We start from the raw sequence: 18,813 nt of genomic DNA on the forward strand, positions 1-18,813 counted from the left end.
GATGTTGACTCCCTTTTTTATGCCGCATTTTTTTAGCAGTCATAGCTCTCACTACTATTGTTGCAGGTAATCCATAAGATCTGCTGCTAAACGTCGTAATACACCGGGTTCAGGCCGTGTATGAGAAAAAGTACGTAGACCATAAATCCCCATCACTAAAAACTCTGCTAACTGTTGGCTATCACGTTGAGAGTTAATTTCATTCGCTTGTTGTGCTAATACGATTTGATCTGCCAATGTTTGCTGCCATTGCCTTAACATCTGGCTAATAACATCTGCCACTTCAATATCTTGTTGTGCTAGTTCACTTAAGGATTTTTGTAACAGACAATCTTTAATCTGTTCGCGCTCACACTCATCGACAACCTGTTCAAGATACGTCTTGAGCGCAGTAATTACCGACTCTGATTGAGAAAATAAAGCAATAAATTGTGCTGAACGTTGATCACGATAATGCGCTAATGCAGCTAATAACAGCCCGCGTTTATTGGTAAACGCGCAATAAATTGAACCGGGATGAAGCCCTGTCGCTTGTTTTAAATCTTGCATACTGGTGTTGGTATAACCTTTAGTTATAAAAACATCCATTGCCGATCGTAATACTCGGTCGCGATCAAATTCAGCACTACGCATAATAACTCTCATTTACTTTTATTAGGCTTAGTTTACTTAAATTTGAACAATCATTCAAAAAACTCTTGAATGATTGTTCAAATACGTCTAACTTGAATGAGCATTCAAATTAGAGGCAACAATCATGCTTGATACCCTATTTCATCCTTTTAAACTCAATGACACGCTAACGTTAAACAATCGTATCGTTATGGCACCATTAACACGTTGTATGGCGAATGATGATTTAACTCCAACCCAAGCAATGGTTGATTATTATGCACGCCGTGCTGAAACTGGACTGATTATCACAGAAGCTGTCTTAATACGTGCTGACGGCCAAGGTTATCCGCATACCCCTGGCTTATTTACACCACAACAAATTGATGGCTGGCGTAAAGTCACTGATGCTGTACACCAAAATGGCGGCAAAATTTTTGCTCAGCTATGGCATACAGGTCGCGTTGCTCACCCATTCTTTTTTGGTGGTGAATATGTACTCGCACCTTCTGCTATCGCACTTGAAGGTACGTTACCAAGAATGCGAGAGCTTACTTATACGATGCCAAAACCTGCAACAAAAGCAGAAATAGAACAACTTGTTGCTGATTTTAGTCAGGCAGCAGCTAACGCCATTGATGCTGGTTTTGATGGTGTAGAAATTCATGGCGCAAATGGTTATTTGATCGATCAATTTCTACATTTCAGCACTAACGAACGTGATGATGAATTTGGTGGTACAGCTGAAAACATGGCTCGCTTCCCACTTGCTGTTATTGATGCAATTAGCCAGCGCATTGGTCGAGATCGTACTGGATTACGTTTATCACCAGGCGGTTATTTTAACCTTGAAGGCGATGCACGCGATCGAGCAGTGTTTGATTATTTATTACCAGAAGTTGAAAAACGTTGTTTAGCGTATCTGCATGTGGGTATTTTCGATGACAGCATGAACTTTGAGTATCTAGACGGTAGCGCATCACAGTATATGCGTAGCCATTATCAAGGTACTTTAATTGGTGTTGGTTGTTATAGCCCTCAAGCAGGCAGTGAAGCTATCGAAGCAGGGAAATTTGATTTACTGGCAATTGGGCGTCCTTTAATTGCTAACCCTGATTACGTTAGTAAAGTAAAAACCAAACAAACATTGGTTGCTTATGACGATACCATGCTTGCCCAATTAATTTAATCCTTTATTTTACGCCTTAATATCAAATTATTAAGGCGTTTATTTTAGTTATTTTAACAATTCAGATATAAATAACGAAAAATCATTGTTTGCATTTGTATCGATAGACAAAAGCCTTGTTTAGCTCTTATGATAATAAGAGCTAAAATAATAATGATAGATAATAATGAAGAATATCAAGCAGAAACAATATAATTCCAACCTACTTTTAGTGAGTTTATTTATCGCTACCAGCGGTTATGCTTCTCATGCGTACGCTGATAACTCAACGCCAACATCGGTAAATAACGCTCTAAATTACAGTAGCGATAATGCATTACTGCTAGAGCAATACAAAGATAACTTTGTTCTACCTTTTTATTATACTCAATCTCCAAATTACAAAGAATATCAATCTGTTGTACCTGAAGATGGCAAATTAAGTAAGTATAATGTCAACTTCCAAATCAGCTTAAAATATCGTTTATTATCAGGTATTTTATATGATAATGACCAACTCTATTTTGCCTATACTCAGCGTTCAAATTGGCAAGCTTATGCATCATCAGCTTTCTTTAGAGACACCGAATATGAGCCATCTGTTTTTTGGACATTTCCAACCAAGACTATATACAGCAATGATTTTCACTACACCGGTAGTACATTAGGTTTAGTGCATCAGTCTAATGGTCGTGGTGGTGAGCAAGAACGCAGCTGGAATCGTGCATTTGTTGACATGACGTTCAAAAAAGAAAACTTAACCTTCAGCATTAAACCTTGGGCACGACTGGATTTTGGTGCAAAAGACTATAACAAAGATATCAATAACTACCTTGGTTATGGTCGCATCAGTATGAATTGGAATATTGATGGTAAAACAATGATCAGCTTTACCGTTAGAAATGCATTAGAAAGTGGTTTCTCTCGTGGTTACGAAAAAGTCACTCTAAATTTCCCAATTTATAAACGTTTACGCGGCTATTTAATGTTTGAAAGCGGTTATGGTATTTCTATTTCAGATTATAATCATTATGATAATGCCGGTGGTATTGGCTTTTCATTTTAATAAAATAACCTAATATACTTATCTCTAGTATTAATTGCATATAAGCAGCATGCACAAAATAACTAGAGATAAACGTCCCATTATTTGTAATATCTTCATTACAATGTTTAATTAAATATAGTAGTCAAAACATTCTTATCAATACATTAAATAATAATGTCTTTACTGTTCGAATATTATATGTTCTTAATAGCTATATAATAAAACGGGGAATAAACCCTACTTATAAATATTACGATTAAAATAAATTATTGATAGAATGAAATTGTGAATATTAATCAATCAACGTACTTATCTGTACTTATTCACATGTTATCATTATCTCCCTATCCAGCAGGCTTAAAATCGAAAGATGGCATTTTTGAATATGCCAATGATGCTTATCGAGCTCTTGTTAATGCCCCGCCAGATATCAAAGGGTTAAAAGATAGTGACTTTCCATGTGATACCGCGGCATTTGCTGACATTTTTATGGAACAAGATAGATTATCATTAACGCAAAATAAAACGATAATCACCATTGATGTACATAATTACTCTCATGGCATAGATGCATATACATTTACAAAACAACCAATTATTATTAATGGTGAACCTTGGGGAATTCAATTTACAGCCAGTAAAATAAAAGATTGGATAAATATGACCTCTTTTGCAGAGGTACTTGCTGCAGATAAATCCAATTTATCATTCAGCACAACGCGTCCCTCAGAACCAAAATTAACACCTGCACAAGAAATTGTTTTATTTTGGTTATTACGAGGTCGACAAACCAAACAAATAGCACAACTTATTCATCGAACGCCAAAAGCGGTAGAAAAACAAATAGCAAACTTAGTCACTAGATTTTCTTGCTATGGTATTTCTAGTCGTTCTGGATTAATTGAATATGCACGTGGTAATGGTTGGCTATCATTAATACCAGCACAATTATTTAAAACACCAATGTCTATTATTGTTAATCAATGATGATAAACAGGTGGATTAAGATCACAAAAATCATCGTAACCTAAGCAAAGGATTGTTTAGTTACATTACTTTGCCCCTATAATCCAGCCAATTATTTACCTTCTTATTTATTGGCTTATCATGCGCATAAAAATCAGTTTAATAACCACCTTACTGCTTATTTCTGGGTGCAGTTCATTTGCAAGCAAAGACACACTTCCACCTGCAAGTTTAATCATTAAAAATGGTCAAGTGATCACCATGAATGATAATAAACAGCTGATTGAAAATGGGGTTGTTGTTATCAATAACGACACCATTATTGCTGTTGGTGATCATTCATTATTATCTCAATATGATGCTCAACGCATTATTGATGCTCAAAATGGTATCGTGATGCCAGGCATGATAAATACTCATAATCATTTACCGATGATTGCTTTTCGAGGCTTAGGTGAAGAAGGTATCGAAAACCGTTTATTTGCCTATTTTTTCCCTCTTGAAAGCAAGAAATTAAGCCGTGAACTGATTTATCAAGCTACGCGTCTCGGTGCAATTGATCTTGCTCAAAGCGGAGTGACAACCTTTGCTGATAGCTATTACCACGTAGATGAAATGGCAAAAGCCACCAAAGAAGTCGGTTTGCGGGCAGTCTTAGGTGAAACGGTGATTAAATTTCCAGTCGTCGATGCAAAACAACCCTATGGTGGTCTTGAATACGGCCAACAATTTATCAATGACTACAAAAATGATCCTTTAATTACTCCCGCTTTTGCGCCACATGCTGCGTATACGGTTTCAAAACAGAAACTACAACAGATCAATGCCATCTCTAAAAAACTCAACGTTCCCGTATTAATTCATGTCGGTGAATTTGGTAATGAATCTGCGCGTATTAGTGACAATCCTAAACAACTCAGTCCTGTGGCTTGGCTACATGATATCGGCGTACTTGATAACCGCATGGTACTTGCCCATGCGATTCATGTTGATCAAGCTGATATTGATTTAATCAAACAATCAGGCGCAGGTGTCGCCTATAACCCTATGGCTAATGCAAAAGGCGCAACAGGCATTGCTCCTGCATGGGAAATGTATCAACAACAATTGCCGATGGGTTTAGGTACTGATGGACCAATGAGCTCAAATCAGGTCGATCTATGGCGCACACTGAGTTACGCCGCCAATATGCAACGTTTAAAGCATAATGATCGAACCATTATGATCCCTGAGCAGGTGATTGAACTTGCAACCATCGGTGGTGCCCGTGCATTACATATGGAAGATAAAATTGGTTCATTAGAAGTCGGTAAAAAAGCCGATATCATCATCGTTGAAACTCAATCAGCGAACATGATGCCTAATTATAATCCTTATGCAACTTTGGTTTATCAAGCCAATCCAAGCAATGTCAGCACAACTATTGTCAATGGTAATATCGTCATGGAACAACGCCAAATGACACAAGTTGATAGCGCCGATGTCACCAAAAACATTCGTGCTATCGAAGCCGATATCGCTGAATTTGCTAAAGAGCTCGCGAAGAAAGCCATTACCTCTCCAAGCCTAATGAAATAGACTCGCTTAATAAAAAAAGATTACAGCCCTGAACAATCAATACCGTTGTTGAGGGCCATTTTGCTTGCGTCTATTTAGCAATTATCACTGCAACAATGAATCAACACTTATCAAAGTGAGAGTAACCGCACCAAAAACCATCCAACTTTAACCATGGTTTTTATCTTTCCGCAAATCAATACGGTATGATAGCTACCAATCAATGATTAGCGGGTATGAATACATGTATCATCAAACACTTAAAAAATATTTTGGCTTTGATTCTTTACGACTCGGGCAAGAAGAAGTGATCACTCGTGTTCTTAACGGTCATTCTGCTGCGGCAATATTTCCCACAGGATCAGGAAAATCATTATGCTATCAATTACCCGCCATTGAATTGCCTCATCTCACCTTGGTAATTTCACCACTATTGGCATTAATGAAAGATCAGTTAGATTTTTTAGCGACCAAAGGTATTCCAGCGGCTTCAATTGATTCGAGCCAAACATGGCAACAAACTCAGCAAGTTATGCACCAAATTCGTCAAGGTGAAATCAAAGTATTAATGATTTCAGTTGAACGCCTGAAAAATGAACGTTTTCGCCATTTTATTAGCCAAATCCAAATTTCATTACTGGTGGTAGATGAGGCACACTGTATTTCAGAATGGGGTCATAATTTCCGTCCCGATTACCTCAAATTGCCGTATTACCAGCAGGCTTTAAATATTCCTCAAGTATTACTGCTTACAGCAACTGCCACCCCCGCTGTTATTCAAGATATGCAGGATAAATTTGCTATCGATAAGAATGATATTATCGTGACTGGTTTTTATCGTAATAATCTAGATTTATCGGTTTTAGCAGCCGATGAAGATGAGAAGATAGACACCCTCAAACATCAATTGTCACAACGCAGCAATGAACCCGCGATTGTTTATGTCACTTTACAGCACACAGCTGAACAAGTGGCAGAAGTGCTAACTCGCAGCCATATACCAGCGCAAGCTTATCACGCAGGTATGGACTCAGAGCGTCGCCACAGCATTCAACAACAATTTATGCATGGTGAGATTAACTGTATTGTGGCAACAATTGCTTTTGGAATGGGAATCGATAAATCGAATATACGCCAAGTTATTCATTTTGACCTACCTAAATCCATTGAAAACTATAGCCAAGAGATTGGCCGTGCTGGACGCGATGGAGAAGTATCACATTGCACGGTGATCGCCAATAAATCGGGACTAAATGTATTAGAAAACTTTGTTTTTGGTGATACACCAGATCGTAATGCAATCGCTTATGTTTTACGCGAAATACAAGCACAAGATCAGCAATGGGAAATCATGAGTGGCCGTTTATCAAAAGACAGTAATATTCGTTTATTGCCACTAAAAACCCTTCTAGTTTACCTTGAAATACGACAAATCATTGAACCGATGTTCACTTACTTTGCTGATTATCGCTATAAAATGAATGTGTCCCAATATGAAATCATTCAGCGCTTTCAAGGTGAACGTCGTCAATTCATTGAAACAATTTTTGCGTGTTCACCCAAAGCTCGGGTTTGGCATACTTTAGATATGGATGCACTATGGCAAGGTTATCAAGTCGATAGAAAACGGGTTGTCGCGGCGATCGATTATTTACATGAGCAAGGTTGGATCACTCTTGAAAGTAAACAAATGACCGATGTTTATCGTGTTAATCAACATCATTTTGATATTGAAGCTGAAACCGCTGAACTATACCAACTGTTTCAACAAAAAGAACACAGTGAAATTCACCGTATTGAAAATATGATCGCCTTTTTTGAAAGTAAAAGCTGTTTAAGCCATAAGTTAGCCAACTATTTTGCCGATCATCATGCACCCGAGCAATGTGGTCATTGTTCAGTCTGTCGGGGCAAAACAGTCACTTTACCCACTTTGCCAACCCTGCCAGAGATCAGTGATCAGCAAATCACAATCTGGAGTGATAGCTTTATTGAACGTAATGACAGTTCACCATCAATGGCGGCTATCACCCGTTTTTTACATGGTATGAGTACGCCATTAAATAGCAAAATAAAAGCCAAGCAATTAGACGGATTTGGTGTTTTGGAAGCCTATCCATTTCAACAAACTTTCGCCCATATTTGCCGCTTATATAACAGCAACTGTTGAATAAACAACCACCAGCAATGTTGATTCAGGACTTAAATAGCTAAAAACTGACTTTTCATATTAATCAATAGCGATCTGACTCACATCGTTTTAAAATGCGGATATTAACTAATAGGAAGTAAAGTTATGACTACAGAAAAACAAGAATACCAACCATGTGATGCTTGTGGTGTTTCAGCTGAAATGGGCTTTATGATCAACGAAAATGATGATATCGCTGACGTACAAATTTTCGCTAACGGCAAAACAGCATTAGAATCAGAGCTTGCAAACTACCTAGCGTTAGCAAAAGAAGTAAATGCTAACTTTAAAGTAGAAACAACACCGATTGATGAAACAAGTACAGAATTAACAGCACGTATTCAATTTGAATGTAGCGCTGAAAAGTTAATTTTTGAACTAAAAAGCCGCTCTCTAGCGAAGTAATTTATCAAAAAGGTATCAATAGCCTTTCTGATAACAATTAAGCCAGTAGACAGTCTTATTCGATTATTATTGAATAAAATCTGACGCTGGCTTTATTATTTATTGATAGTAATACCGTTTGATAGATCATCGTTGTCAGATGTTTGTTTACGCTCTGTCCATTTTAAAGCACCATTTAGTTCAATAGATGATGCCAGACGACATTCTAAGACAATATTACCTGTCGTGATCATTGCACCTAAAGAATACGATTTGCCAGCATATAAGCAATGACGCTGCTGTAAATCACCAACTTGCAACGCTACCACAGGCGCAATACTACCAACATCTTTGGTACTATACTGCGCAGCATGACTGTAAGGACCACTAGCTATAACGCAAATGATAGCCAGCCATCTAAGCTTGAGAATGCTCATCGTTGATCCTTATTAACAACCATTCGTCTCTATCATTTAAATGTTATTAATATTCAATTGCACGTGGTAAAAGTTTGGCTTGTGCGACCCAATCTTCCACGGCTGACAGTGGCGGTAATTGACGTACTAATGATTTAGCCGCATTCACTTCAACCATTTTGGTGTGTAAATTATCTGCATTACGTTGCGCAAGTTCAGGAACAGTATCAACCCCAGCCGACTCTAATAAGTCAGCATATTGAGTGCTAACCCCTTTAATTCGTGATAAGTCAGCACGATTAATCCACTTCAATATTAACTTACTACTGATTGCTGTTTTTTCAGCCAACATTTTTCGACCGCTTGGTTTTGCACCTTGCTCTAATAGCTGTGCAACAGTGCTAACACCAATTGCTTCTAGCTTTGCAGCGTAAGTTTCACCGATCCCTTCAACACTAACGAGCTTTGTCATTGCTTTCTCCTACTATTTTTTAGCTATACCTATTTGAAAAATATAGCCAATAAAAACTAGAACACCGCATGATTTACACACAAAACGCTAAATTAAATATAACGCCCCAAAAAAAATATAAAATCATCACAATAATAATGTTAAAAAGTACAATCAAAAAAAACCCAGAATAATCTGGGTTTTAAAATAATAAATATAATCAAGAGATTGGTAATACTTGCTTCACATAATCACCAGGTGCAACATACAACGGAGCATAAGCTTCGCTGCCCATCACACGTGGTGGTACTTGTTCTGCAGGGCTAAATCCAGTTAACCATACATTCCAATGTGTCCACCAAGAACCATCTTGACGTTTAGCACCAGCTAACCAAGCTTCAGCACTTTCTTCTTTGCTGTCGTTAACCCAGAAACCATATTTATTCTTTTGAGGATGATTCACAATACCTGCAATATGGCCAGACTCACCTAAAACAAATGTTGATTTTCCACCTAATTGATTAGCACCGCGGTAAGTACCTTGCCATAAAGCAATATGATCTTCTTGAGTTGAAATAAAGTATGTAGGCACTTTAATCTTACTCAAATCAATGTATACACCGCCGACTTTATAACCTTTATTGGCAACTAATTTATTCTCTAAATAGAATTGACGTAACAAAGTATTGTGACATTTCGCCGCAACATTGGTGCTATCGCCATTCCAGTAGAGTAAATCAAAATCAATTGGACTATTACCTTTCAAGTAATTATTAACGTAATAGTTCCAGTACAAACTATTTTCACGTAATAAACTGAAAGTAACGCTCAATGAACGCCCATCCATATAACCATTTTCAATATTTTGTGCTTCAATCGCCGTAATAATTGGATCATTGATATAAGCACCAATTTCACCTGGCTGAGAGAAGTCTAATAATGTGGTAAAGAATGTCGCTGATTTAATACGATTACGCATACGCTTCGCAGCATAATACGCAAGTGTCGTTGCTAATAATGTACCACCAATACAGTAGCCAACTGTGTTGATTTGTTTTTGTTCGGTAATATCTTCAACAGCATCAACCGCTTTTACAACACCATCTAGAACATAATGCTCAAAATCAACATCTTTCAATGATGCATCAGGATTACGCCACGACATCATAAATACAGTATGGCCTTGTTCAACTAGCCAACGTACCATTGAATTATGCTCACGCAAATCCAAAATATAGTATTTATTAATAAATGGCGGCACAATCAAGAGAGGTGTTTTATTAACAGCTTCAGTGAGAGGTTTATACTGAATTAATTCAAATAATTCATTTTTAAAAACAACTTCACCTTCAGTATTAGCGATATTGACACCGAGCTCAAATGCACCACTATTCGTCATACGAATTTTGAGTACATCAGCACTGCTTTGTATGTCTTCTTGTAACAGTTCCATCCCTTTAATTAGATTTTCACCGTTAGTTTCAACAGTTAATTTAGCTAATTCAGGATTAGTTGTAACAAAGTTGGTTGGAGACATCGCATTGATCGCTTGACGTGAAAAAAAGCCTAACCGCTCTTTTGCTTTGTCATCAAGTCCATCAATTGATTCAATTGTTTCACGCATTGTGTTACTGAATAATAAATATGACTGCTTAATATAATTATAAAAAGCTTCATTTTCCCATGCAGGATCACTAAAACGCTTGTCATCTTTTGCAGGCTTAATAAAGGCACTTTCTGCTGTCGTATTACCGATTGCAACATTCTGCCAAATTTTTACTTGATTATCCCACCAGTCCATTTGGACTTTAGCTAAAGCGCCAGGCTGAGCAGCCGCTTTCTCTAAAAATTCAGTGGCATCTTCCAAGTTAATATCATTAAGCGCTTTTGTTACTGGGGTATTCATGGCTGCCTTGCCGGAGTCTAACTCCTTCCACCATAACTGGTTCATATCTTGGAGCTTGGCAAAGTAGTCCGAAAAAAAGTGATTGTTCATAACAAAAACCCTGTACTTGGACTAAGTAATCAGCCATATAATCATCTTATATGGCTGATTTATATAAGTATCAGATAATTACACACCAATTTAGAGTCGTGTAATTGACCATCACTTAAATAGCTGGTGTTGCTTGCTTAACGTTGTCGGCAACAAGCTCTTCAACTTCAGTTTTAAAGCTTTGTGCTACAGAAGAAAACTTATTGCTATCATCAAGAAGCTGCTGTGAAAGCTTAGTTAACGTTTCAAGCTGCTGGCTATTAAATGCAGTTAGAGATTGAATATCTTTCACTTCACTTACTGCTTTAAGTTGCTTTAAGCCAAGATCGCTGTAAGCACGAACTGCAGACAATTGAAGCTCAGTTAATTGCTCAACATTTTTAGCAAATACTTTGTTGAATTTTGCGTATGGTGCTAGTGTTTTCTCTGTTTGCTCAGAAAAAGATTTAAACATTTCCGTATACATAGAACATTCCTCATTGATAGTAATAAAGTGTGATAATTATCCATATCACACTGATTGTATTAGTTTATTTACTTAAACACGTTTTAAAATAACTGCAGTACCCATACCGCCACCAACACATAATGTTGCCATGCCGTATTTATCATCACGACGACACATTTCATGCAGTAAGCTAACTAGAATACGGCTACCAGATGCACCAAGAGGGTGACCTAGTGCAATTGCACCACCATTTACATTCGCACGCTCAACTAAATCTTCTACCTTAGTGCCTGTTTCTTTAGCAACTTCATGGAAGACACCTAATGCTTGACCAGCAAATGCTTCATTAAATTCAAGAAGATCAATATCTTCAATTGAAAGATTTGCTTTTTCTAATGCTTTAAGTACCGCAGGAACAGGGCCTAAACCCATAATCTCAGGAGCAACACCCGCTTGCGCATAGCTTTCAACTTCAGCTAATGGTGTTAGGTTGTATTTAGCAACAGCCGCTTCAGAAGCAACAATAATTGCACTTGCACCATCATTGATACCAGAAGCATTACCCGCAGTAACTGAACCTTCACGATTAAATGCAGGACGCAACTTAGCCAAATCTTCAATTGAAGCATTTGCTTTCGGGTATTCGTCAGTGTCAACAATCACGGTTTCGCGACGACTAACAACTTCTACTGGGCAAATTTCAGCAACAAAGCGTCCTTGTTCAATTGCTTCAACGGCTTTTTGCTGACTCGCAAGCGCAAAATTATCTTGCTGCTCACGTGTTAAACCGACTTTTTCTACCACATTTTCAGCTGTTACACCCATGTGATAGTTATTGAAAACATCCGTTAAGCCATCAGCAATTAAAAGATCTGTTAGCTCAAGGTTACCCATTTTCTGACCATCACGAATTTTTGATGATGCACAAAATGGAATCTGTGACATGTTCTCAGCACCAGCGGCAACCACGAGATCTGCATCACCAGCTTTAATATGCGCAGCAGCATCCATTAATGCTTTCATGCCACTACCACACACCATATTCAATGAATAAGCTGGAACTTCATTAGGTAATCCAGCATAGATAGCTGCTTGACGACCAGGCCCCATACCTTGGCCAGCACCAACCACATTACCTAAAATAACTTCATCAATTGCATCAGCAGGCACGTTGATTTGTGCTAATGCACCTTTAATTGCAACCGCGCCGAGTTGTGCTGCAGACACTGATTTTAACGCACCATTAAAACTACCGATTGGGGTACGTTTTGCGGCAACAATGTAAACCTTAGCCATATTTTGCATCCTTTCTATAATATGATTTATTTTTTGTCTTTGTTATAAACAGCACCATTAGTGCATGTATAAACCGCCATTCACTGATAATGTTTCACCAGTAATATAGGCCGCAGCATCACTTGCTAAAAAGACAACCGCTGCCGCAACTTCTTGTGGTTGCGCTAAGCGTTTCATTGGAATTTCTGCTTTAATTGATTCAAGTACTTCTGGTTTAATTGCTTCAACCATTGCTGTACCTGTGTAGCCTGGGGCAATAGCATTTACCGTAACACCAGCACGAGCACCTTCAGCAGCAAGTGCTTTAGTAAAACCAATCATTCCCGCTTTTGCTGCTGAATAATTTGTTTGACCAAATTGACCTTTTAAACCATTAACCGAGGTAATGTTAATAATGCGCGCATTACCGTGTTGGCACATTGAGTCAAACAAAGGTTGAGTAACATTAAACAAGCTATTAAGGTTTGTGTTAATCACATCATTCCACTGTTCTGCTGTCATGCGTTTGAATGTGGTATCTTTGGTAATTCCTGCGTTATTAACAAGAACATCAATATGACCTTCTTGTTCAAGTAGTGCAGTTAATGACTCTTTACAAAATGCAGTATCAACAACATCTAATGGCAACAATTTTACAGATTCATCTGAATAGTTATTTTCTTTCATCCACTCTTTAGCTGATTGCTCACTTTCTGGGTGATGAGTGGCAATAACACGAAAGCCAGCGTCAACTAAAGCCTGAGTTATTGAAGAACCGATACCGCCTTTCGCGCCTGTCACTAATGCTACTTTTTTCATTTCTAAGGCTCCTTCCTTTGATCTTGCCGTACTTATTAAAATAAACGCTCTATCTGATATTTGTTCACACTAGCCTTACATTCTTGGACCTGCTGTTTTACAGTCACTTCAATATAATACGTGATTATTACAAACACATTGCATATGCCAAACATAACAACACAGATGCATATTTATGGCAAGCAAAGGAATTAACATTTTTAGAACCATTACCATTTGGTATTAACAAATTAATCACTAGCGTGTAAAAGAAATCATTTTATTAACATAAGATTTTATTATCAAATGAATAAAAAAAAGTAATAATTCATTTGATATCATAGCATTATAAAACCACATGCGTATTAATACCCATTAGTGAGTTAATTAAATGTTGCATACTTTTTAAAATTTGAGATTTTAATACGGATAAGTGGTCGGATGACTTTAATAAAATAGAAGGGTTAAGAACTGGATAGTTTTTTTGAAAATGTTACAAAAATGGTACTAAATTATAAATTCACTCTCAAAGATTGAATCTCATAATATTGCCCAAATAATATTAATAACGAAGCTTTTGCAGTAATAAACATCGATTCCACGCTGATTATTTTAAAAAATCGGGGTATAAAATGTGAACTTAATCAAATTTTAGTAGTCCGAAAAAAATTGTTCCATCGTAAGTATTTTAAATTTCAAAGGAAGTCTCGGTATGTTAGCTAGCACATTTCAACGTCTAAATGATTATCTCCAAAGTCAGGTTATCGGTCAGCCTAATTTAGTAAAACAACTCCTAATTGCATTACTTGCTGATGGTCATATTCTTGTTGAAGGTCCTCCAGGATTAGCGAAAACACGTGCTGTAAAAGTACTTGCAGATTGTATTGAAGGGGATTTTCATCGGATTCAATTTACGCCCGATCTATTACCTTCTGATTTAACAGGTACTGATATTTTCCGTCCAGAAACAGCAGAATTTACTTTTCAACCTGGGCCTATCTTTAATTCATTAGTGCTTGCTGATGAAATTAACCGTGCGCCAGCAAAAGTACAGGCGGCGATGTTAGAAGCAATGGCTGAAAAACAAATCACGGCCGGTCGTAAAACCTACCCATTACCTGAATTGTTTTTAGTAATGGCAACCCAAAACCCGATTGAACAAGAAGGGACTTACCCATTACCTGAAGCACAATTAGATCGCTTTTTATTACAGCTCAATGTCGATTACCCCAATGCAGAGAGCGAACTTGAAATTCTACGCCTTAATCGTGGCGAAGCATTAGGCGTTGCAGCTGCTGAACAAATTCATATTAGTCAAAGTGATATTTTTGCGGCTCGCAAAGAAATACTCAATATTCATATGGCTGACGATGTTGAGCATTACATTATTCGCTTAGTGATGGCGACCCGTGAACCACACCGCTTTGGTGAACAATTACAATCGTGGCTACAAATGGGTGTGAGTCCACGTGCAACGTTGGCGCTTGATCGTTGTGCACGTGCGCATGCTTGGTTAAGCGGTCGAGATTTTGTAACACCTGAAGATGTTCAAGTAATGACATATCCAGTACTACGTCACCGTTTATTATTAAGCTATGAAGCACAAGCTGAAGGAATTGCAGCAGATCGTGTTGTCGATACGCTTATTTCGCAGGTTGCTAGCTTATGAAATCAGCACACATCAACGTAGCGCTGCCACCCCATAGCGATGGCGTCAATGTGTGTCTTGCAGAGCTACTGCAATATAAAAATCAAGCTGTAAGGTGGTTAGCACCTGCAAAAAGTATTTGGTCACAGCTTAATGGACACCATCAAAGTCGCCATAAAGGGCGAGGAATGAATTTTTCAGAAGTTCGCCCGTATCAAGCGGGAGATGATATTCGTTCCATTGACTGGCGGGTGACTGCACGTACCGGCAAAACACATACTAAGCTGTTCACAGAAGAACGTGAACAGCCAGTCATGTTATTTATCGATATTAGTACCAGTATGCAATTTGGGTCGCAGTTAATGCTTAAATCAGTCCAAGCGGCACATTTTGCTAGTTTACTGAGTTGGTTAGCTATTGATGAACAAGATCGTATAGGCGCTGTTATCTATAACGGTATTAGTACCATTGAATGTAAACCAACAGCACGCCAACGAGGACCATTACATATTATAAACGCGTTAATTTCAGCCCAGCAGGATGCATTAAAAGCGCTTGATCATGCTAATAATGACGGCTTCTCAACGGCTTTAAAACGTTTGCATTATCTTTGCCCTAAAGGTAGTGAGATTATTGTTATCAGTGATTTTTACCCTTTAAAAGCCACAGATAAACGCCGTTTAAGCCAACTTCGTCAGCATAATCGAATCCAATTTGTCCAAATTTATGATCCACTTGAACAAGGGCAAACACAATTTCGAGGCTATGAACATGTTACTGATAATCAGCAATCGGCATGGCTAGACTTTTCAGCCAAAAAAACGCGTGACTCATTAAGCGCGCAATATCAGCACCACCAAAATTTTATTACTGAAATGGCAACCTCACTTGCCATACCATTGCATTCGCTGTCAGCGGCGCAACCTTTATTGCAGCAGCTTGGCGCACACTCACAAGGGATCAGGTAATGACACAACCGACAACACCCACATTGCCATTGGCTGATATTCACCTTCACTCCGCTCCCAGCTATTGGCCGCTACCGTGGGGATGGTGGGTAGTGATCATCGTGACCCTTATCGTCATTATCGCTACTGGTTACCACTATCGCCGCCGTTGTCAGCACTTTGCAGCGAAACAAGAAGCAATAAAAATTCTAAAAACTTTGCAACCTGAAGTCGGTTTAACAGCAATCAACACCTTATTGAAACAAGCGGCATTGAGCTACTTTCCACGTTCAATTGTTGCTCCATTAACAGGCATGCAATGGTTAGTATTTCTTGATCAGCATTTACCTGTTAAATTTCAAGGGTTTGTTGATAAACAATCGTTATGGCAACAAGGTGTATTCTCCCCTACACCATTAACTGCAGAGCAATTTAACGACTGTCGACAACAAGCATTATTGTGGCTACAACATGCACTGCCAGCTAAAGCCAACAGCCATGATGGCAATAGTGTGATCACCAAGGAGTCATCCAATGTTTGAGTTTGTATGGCTATGGGCCTGGGCCTTATTGCCCTTAGCATGGTTAGTGTATCGATTTAGTAAACCTGTCGCACAACCAGCAGCAATTCATCTGCCACAGTTGCCACAAGGCGTTGGTCAGCAACAACCAAGTTCGATTATTCGTAAAGTGTTAATGACATTAGTCTGGGTAAGTTTAGTCTGCGCAGTCGCACGTCCAGTATGGTATGGCGATCCGATTGAAATTAAACCTGAACATCGAGATATGTTATTGGCGGTTGATCTATCAGGATCAATGGCGATCCCCGATATGGTGACTAAAGATGGTCAAAGTATCGATCGCTTAACAGCAGTAAAACATGTGTTATCCGATTTTATTGCTAAACGCAAAGGTGACCGATTAGGACTGGTGGTTTTTGCGGATCATGGTTATTTACAAACACCATTAACTTTTGATCGCAAAACCGTTGAACAGCAACTTAATCGCACCGTATTAGGCTTAATTGGTCAAAGTACTGCAATTGGTGAAGGGCTCGGTGTTGCCACCAAAACCTTCATTGATAGCAAAGCACCTCAGCGAGTAATTATTTTACTCAGTGATGGTGGCAATACGTCTGGTGTCATTGGGCCTATTGAAGCAGCAAAACTGGCTCAAGAAAGCGGTGTGAAAATTTATACCGTCGGTATTGGCGCAGATAAAATGATCCAAAAAGGCTTCTTTGGTGATCGCGTGGTCAATCCTTCTTCTGATCTGGATGAAAAGACCTTAAGTAAGATTGCATCAATGACCGGTGGGGAATATTTCCGTGCTCGAAACCCACAGCAACTTGCAAAAATTTATGACGTTATTAATAAGCTTCAACCCGTGAATAATGCCCAGCAAACTTGGCGACCACGTGATGAGCTATTTCGTTACCCATTAGCATTTGCATTGCTATTATCTGTTGTTATCGCTTTCATGAGGAAACGTCATGGCTGATTTTACCTTTATGCATCCACAATGGTTTGCTGCGTTAATTCCCTTGATCATTGTTCTGCCATGGTTAAAAGGCAAAGCACAACAGTCAGGGTTAATTGCGCCTCACCTTGCTCAAAAATTGGGGCTAACTCAGCAACAACCTAAGCGATGGCCGCTCGCTTTATTAGCACTCGGTTGGTTAATTGCCGTTATTGCAATGGCAGGACCGAGCTGGCAAAAAGTTAAACTCCCCGCCTATAACCTCAGTGGCGCACGAGTACTGGTGATGAATATGTCACAGTCAATGTATGCCACTGACATTAAGCCCAATCGCCTAGCCCAAGAAAGGTTTAAAGCATTAGATATGTTACCTGGCTGGAAAGAAGGCAGTACCGGATTAGTCGCTTTCGCTGGTGATGGCTATGAAGTGAGCCCGTTAACTACAGATAGCAGTACCTTACGTAATTTAATTCCAAGCTTATCGCCCGACGTTATGCCAATTTCTGGTAACAATGCCGCTAAAGGGATCGCCGAAGCAATACGATTACTCAAGCAAGCGGGTCATAATAGCGGTGACATTATATTAATGACTGATGGTATGACCAAAGCCGTTGCTCAACAAGCATTGGCAGAGCTAAAAGGCACTCACTATCGCGTTTCTATTCTTGCAATGGGGACCGTTGAAGGTGCGCCGATTATGCTTCCCAATGGCAGCTTGCTGTCTGAAAATGGCAATCCAGTAATAAGTAAAATAGATATCAGTACCCTGATGTCGATTACTGATAGTACTGGTGGCATCTTACAAATGGCACAAACAACTGATAATGATGTTAATGCGATTGTGAACTTTACCGCTAAGCCATTAGCAAGTGGTAAAAAAGGCCATGAAAAAGAGTTACAAGAACGCTTAAATGGTGGCTTTTGGTTAATTCTACCCTTGTTATTATTAGCATTACTTGGCTTTCGCCGTGGCATTGTTTTAGCTGCGATGTTTGTTTTATTGCCGATTGATCATGCTCAAGCAAGTCCATGGATCAATACCAATCGTCAAGCTTATGAAACCTTCACCGACGGTAATTTTAAAAAAGCGGCACAAGATTTTACCTCTCCACAATGGAAAGGTATTGCGGAATATAAAGCCCAACAATATGACCAAGCAATAGCGACCTTAAAACCACTCAAAGATCCAACATCACAATACAACTTAGGCAATGCCTATGCACAAAAAGGTGATTATAAACAAGCAGCTGCAACTTATGAGAAAGTGTTAAAGCAGCAACCTAATTTTGCCGATGCGAAAAAAAACTTAGCCATTATTGAACAAGCAGAAAAGCAGAAACAACAGCAAAAGAAGGATAAATCAGGAAAACAAGGTCAGCAAGGTAACAAAGACCAGCAGCAACAAGGTCAGCAAGGCAACAAAGACCAG

At 38.7% G+C, this 18,813-nt stretch carries 18 protein-coding genes; 11 read left to right on the forward strand and 7 right to left on the reverse strand.

Annotation, left to right across the window (positions count from 1 at the left end):
* Positions 1-54: 54 nt before the first annotated feature.
* Entirely contained in the window at positions 55-633 is a 579-nt protein-coding gene (locus tag BTN98_RS11245) for a TetR/AcrR family transcriptional regulator (protein ID WP_060999955.1), read from the reverse strand.
* Between the two features lie 124 nt (positions 634-757).
* On the opposite strand from BTN98_RS11245, the gene BTN98_RS11250 reads away from it, so the two are divergent.
* The 6 genes from BTN98_RS11250 (at position 758) to BTN98_RS11275 (ending at position 7,947) form a co-directional block, all read left to right on the forward strand.
* Positions 758-1,801: an alkene reductase gene (locus BTN98_RS11250; protein WP_060999957.1), complete on the forward strand. Its 1,044-nt coding sequence runs from the start codon at positions 758-760 to the stop codon at positions 1,799-1,801.
* A gap of 166 nt (positions 1,802-1,967) precedes the next feature.
* Positions 1,968-2,846 carry a phospholipase A gene (locus BTN98_RS11255; RefSeq protein WP_060999958.1) on the forward strand — a complete coding sequence of 293 codons (879 nt, stop codon included), beginning with the start codon at positions 1,968-1,970 and terminating at the stop codon, positions 2,844-2,846.
* A 267-nt stretch (positions 2,847-3,113) separates the two neighbouring features.
* Entirely contained in the window at positions 3,114-3,815 is a 702-nt protein-coding gene (locus tag BTN98_RS11260; RefSeq protein WP_231730720.1) for a PAS and helix-turn-helix domain-containing protein, read from the forward strand.
* Between the two features lie 120 nt (positions 3,816-3,935).
* Positions 3,936-5,372, forward strand: a complete 1,437-nt coding sequence (locus BTN98_RS11265) for an amidohydrolase family protein (protein WP_060999960.1) — start codon at positions 3,936-3,938, stop codon at positions 5,370-5,372.
* 223 nt (positions 5,373-5,595) lie between these two features.
* Positions 5,596-7,521: a RecQ family ATP-dependent DNA helicase gene (locus tag BTN98_RS11270; protein WP_060999961.1), complete on the forward strand. Its 1,926-nt coding sequence runs from the start codon at positions 5,596-5,598 to the stop codon at positions 7,519-7,521.
* Positions 7,522-7,647: 126 nt separating this feature from the next.
* On the forward strand, positions 7,648-7,947 hold the full coding sequence (locus BTN98_RS11275; protein WP_060999963.1) for a DUF406 family protein: 300 nt from the start codon (positions 7,648-7,650) through the stop codon (positions 7,945-7,947).
* Between the two features lie 95 nt (positions 7,948-8,042).
* Here the strand turns inward: BTN98_RS11275 and BTN98_RS11280 are convergent, their stop codons facing one another.
* From BTN98_RS11280 to BTN98_RS11305, 6 genes are all read right to left on the reverse strand, one after another.
* Positions 8,043-8,363 carry a DUF1496 domain-containing protein gene (locus BTN98_RS11280; RefSeq protein ID WP_060999964.1) on the reverse strand — a complete coding sequence of 107 codons (321 nt, stop codon included), beginning with the start codon at positions 8,361-8,363 and terminating at the stop codon, positions 8,043-8,045.
* 46 nt (positions 8,364-8,409) lie between these two features.
* Positions 8,410-8,814, reverse strand: coding sequence for a DUF4332 domain-containing protein (locus BTN98_RS11285; protein WP_060999966.1), 405 nt, complete (start codon positions 8,812-8,814; stop codon positions 8,410-8,412).
* Positions 8,815-9,013: 199 nt separating this feature from the next.
* The gene (gene phaC, locus BTN98_RS11290; protein WP_060999968.1) at positions 9,014-10,789 is read right to left on the reverse strand and encodes a class I poly(R)-hydroxyalkanoic acid synthase; all 1,776 of its coding nucleotides are present in this window, start codon (positions 10,787-10,789) and stop codon (positions 9,014-9,016) included.
* Between the two features lie 115 nt (positions 10,790-10,904).
* Positions 10,905-11,255 (reverse strand): phasin family protein, encoded by a 351-nt coding sequence (locus tag BTN98_RS11295; protein WP_060999970.1) that lies wholly within the window; start codon positions 11,253-11,255, stop codon positions 10,905-10,907.
* A 72-nt stretch (positions 11,256-11,327) separates the two neighbouring features.
* Positions 11,328-12,533: an acetyl-CoA C-acetyltransferase gene (locus BTN98_RS11300; RefSeq protein WP_060999972.1), complete on the reverse strand. Its 1,206-nt coding sequence runs from the start codon at positions 12,531-12,533 to the stop codon at positions 11,328-11,330.
* Between the two features lie 57 nt (positions 12,534-12,590).
* Positions 12,591-13,331, reverse strand: coding sequence for an SDR family oxidoreductase (locus BTN98_RS11305; protein WP_060999974.1), 741 nt, complete (start codon positions 13,329-13,331; stop codon positions 12,591-12,593).
* Positions 13,332-14,022: 691 nt separating this feature from the next.
* On the opposite strand from BTN98_RS11305, the gene BTN98_RS11310 reads away from it, so the two are divergent.
* From BTN98_RS11310 to BTN98_RS11330, 5 genes are all read left to right on the forward strand, one after another.
* Entirely contained in the window at positions 14,023-14,979 is a 957-nt protein-coding gene (locus tag BTN98_RS11310) for an AAA family ATPase (RefSeq protein ID WP_060999976.1), read from the forward strand.
* The gene (locus BTN98_RS11315; RefSeq protein WP_060999979.1) at positions 14,976-15,926 is read left to right on the forward strand and encodes a DUF58 domain-containing protein; all 951 of its coding nucleotides are present in this window, start codon (positions 14,976-14,978) and stop codon (positions 15,924-15,926) included. The genes BTN98_RS11310 and BTN98_RS11315 overlap by 4 nt, the downstream gene beginning before the upstream one ends.
* Entirely contained in the window at positions 15,926-16,447 is a 522-nt protein-coding gene (locus tag BTN98_RS11320) for a DUF4381 domain-containing protein (protein ID WP_060999980.1), read from the forward strand. The genes BTN98_RS11315 and BTN98_RS11320 overlap by 1 nt, the downstream gene beginning before the upstream one ends.
* Entirely contained in the window at positions 16,440-17,405 is a 966-nt protein-coding gene (locus tag BTN98_RS11325) for a vWA domain-containing protein (protein ID WP_060999982.1), read from the forward strand. Before BTN98_RS11320 ends, BTN98_RS11325 begins: the two co-directional genes overlap by 8 nt.
* Positions 17,398-18,813 (forward strand): VWA domain-containing protein (locus BTN98_RS11330; RefSeq protein WP_105030010.1); only part of this gene is annotated, 1,416 nt, incomplete at its 3' end. The genes BTN98_RS11325 and BTN98_RS11330, both read left to right, overlap by 8 nt.

The sequence above is a fragment of the Photobacterium aquimaris genome, assembly GCF_002954455.1.
GTDB classification, from domain to species: domain Bacteria; phylum Pseudomonadota; class Gammaproteobacteria; order Enterobacterales; family Vibrionaceae; genus Photobacterium; species Photobacterium aquimaris.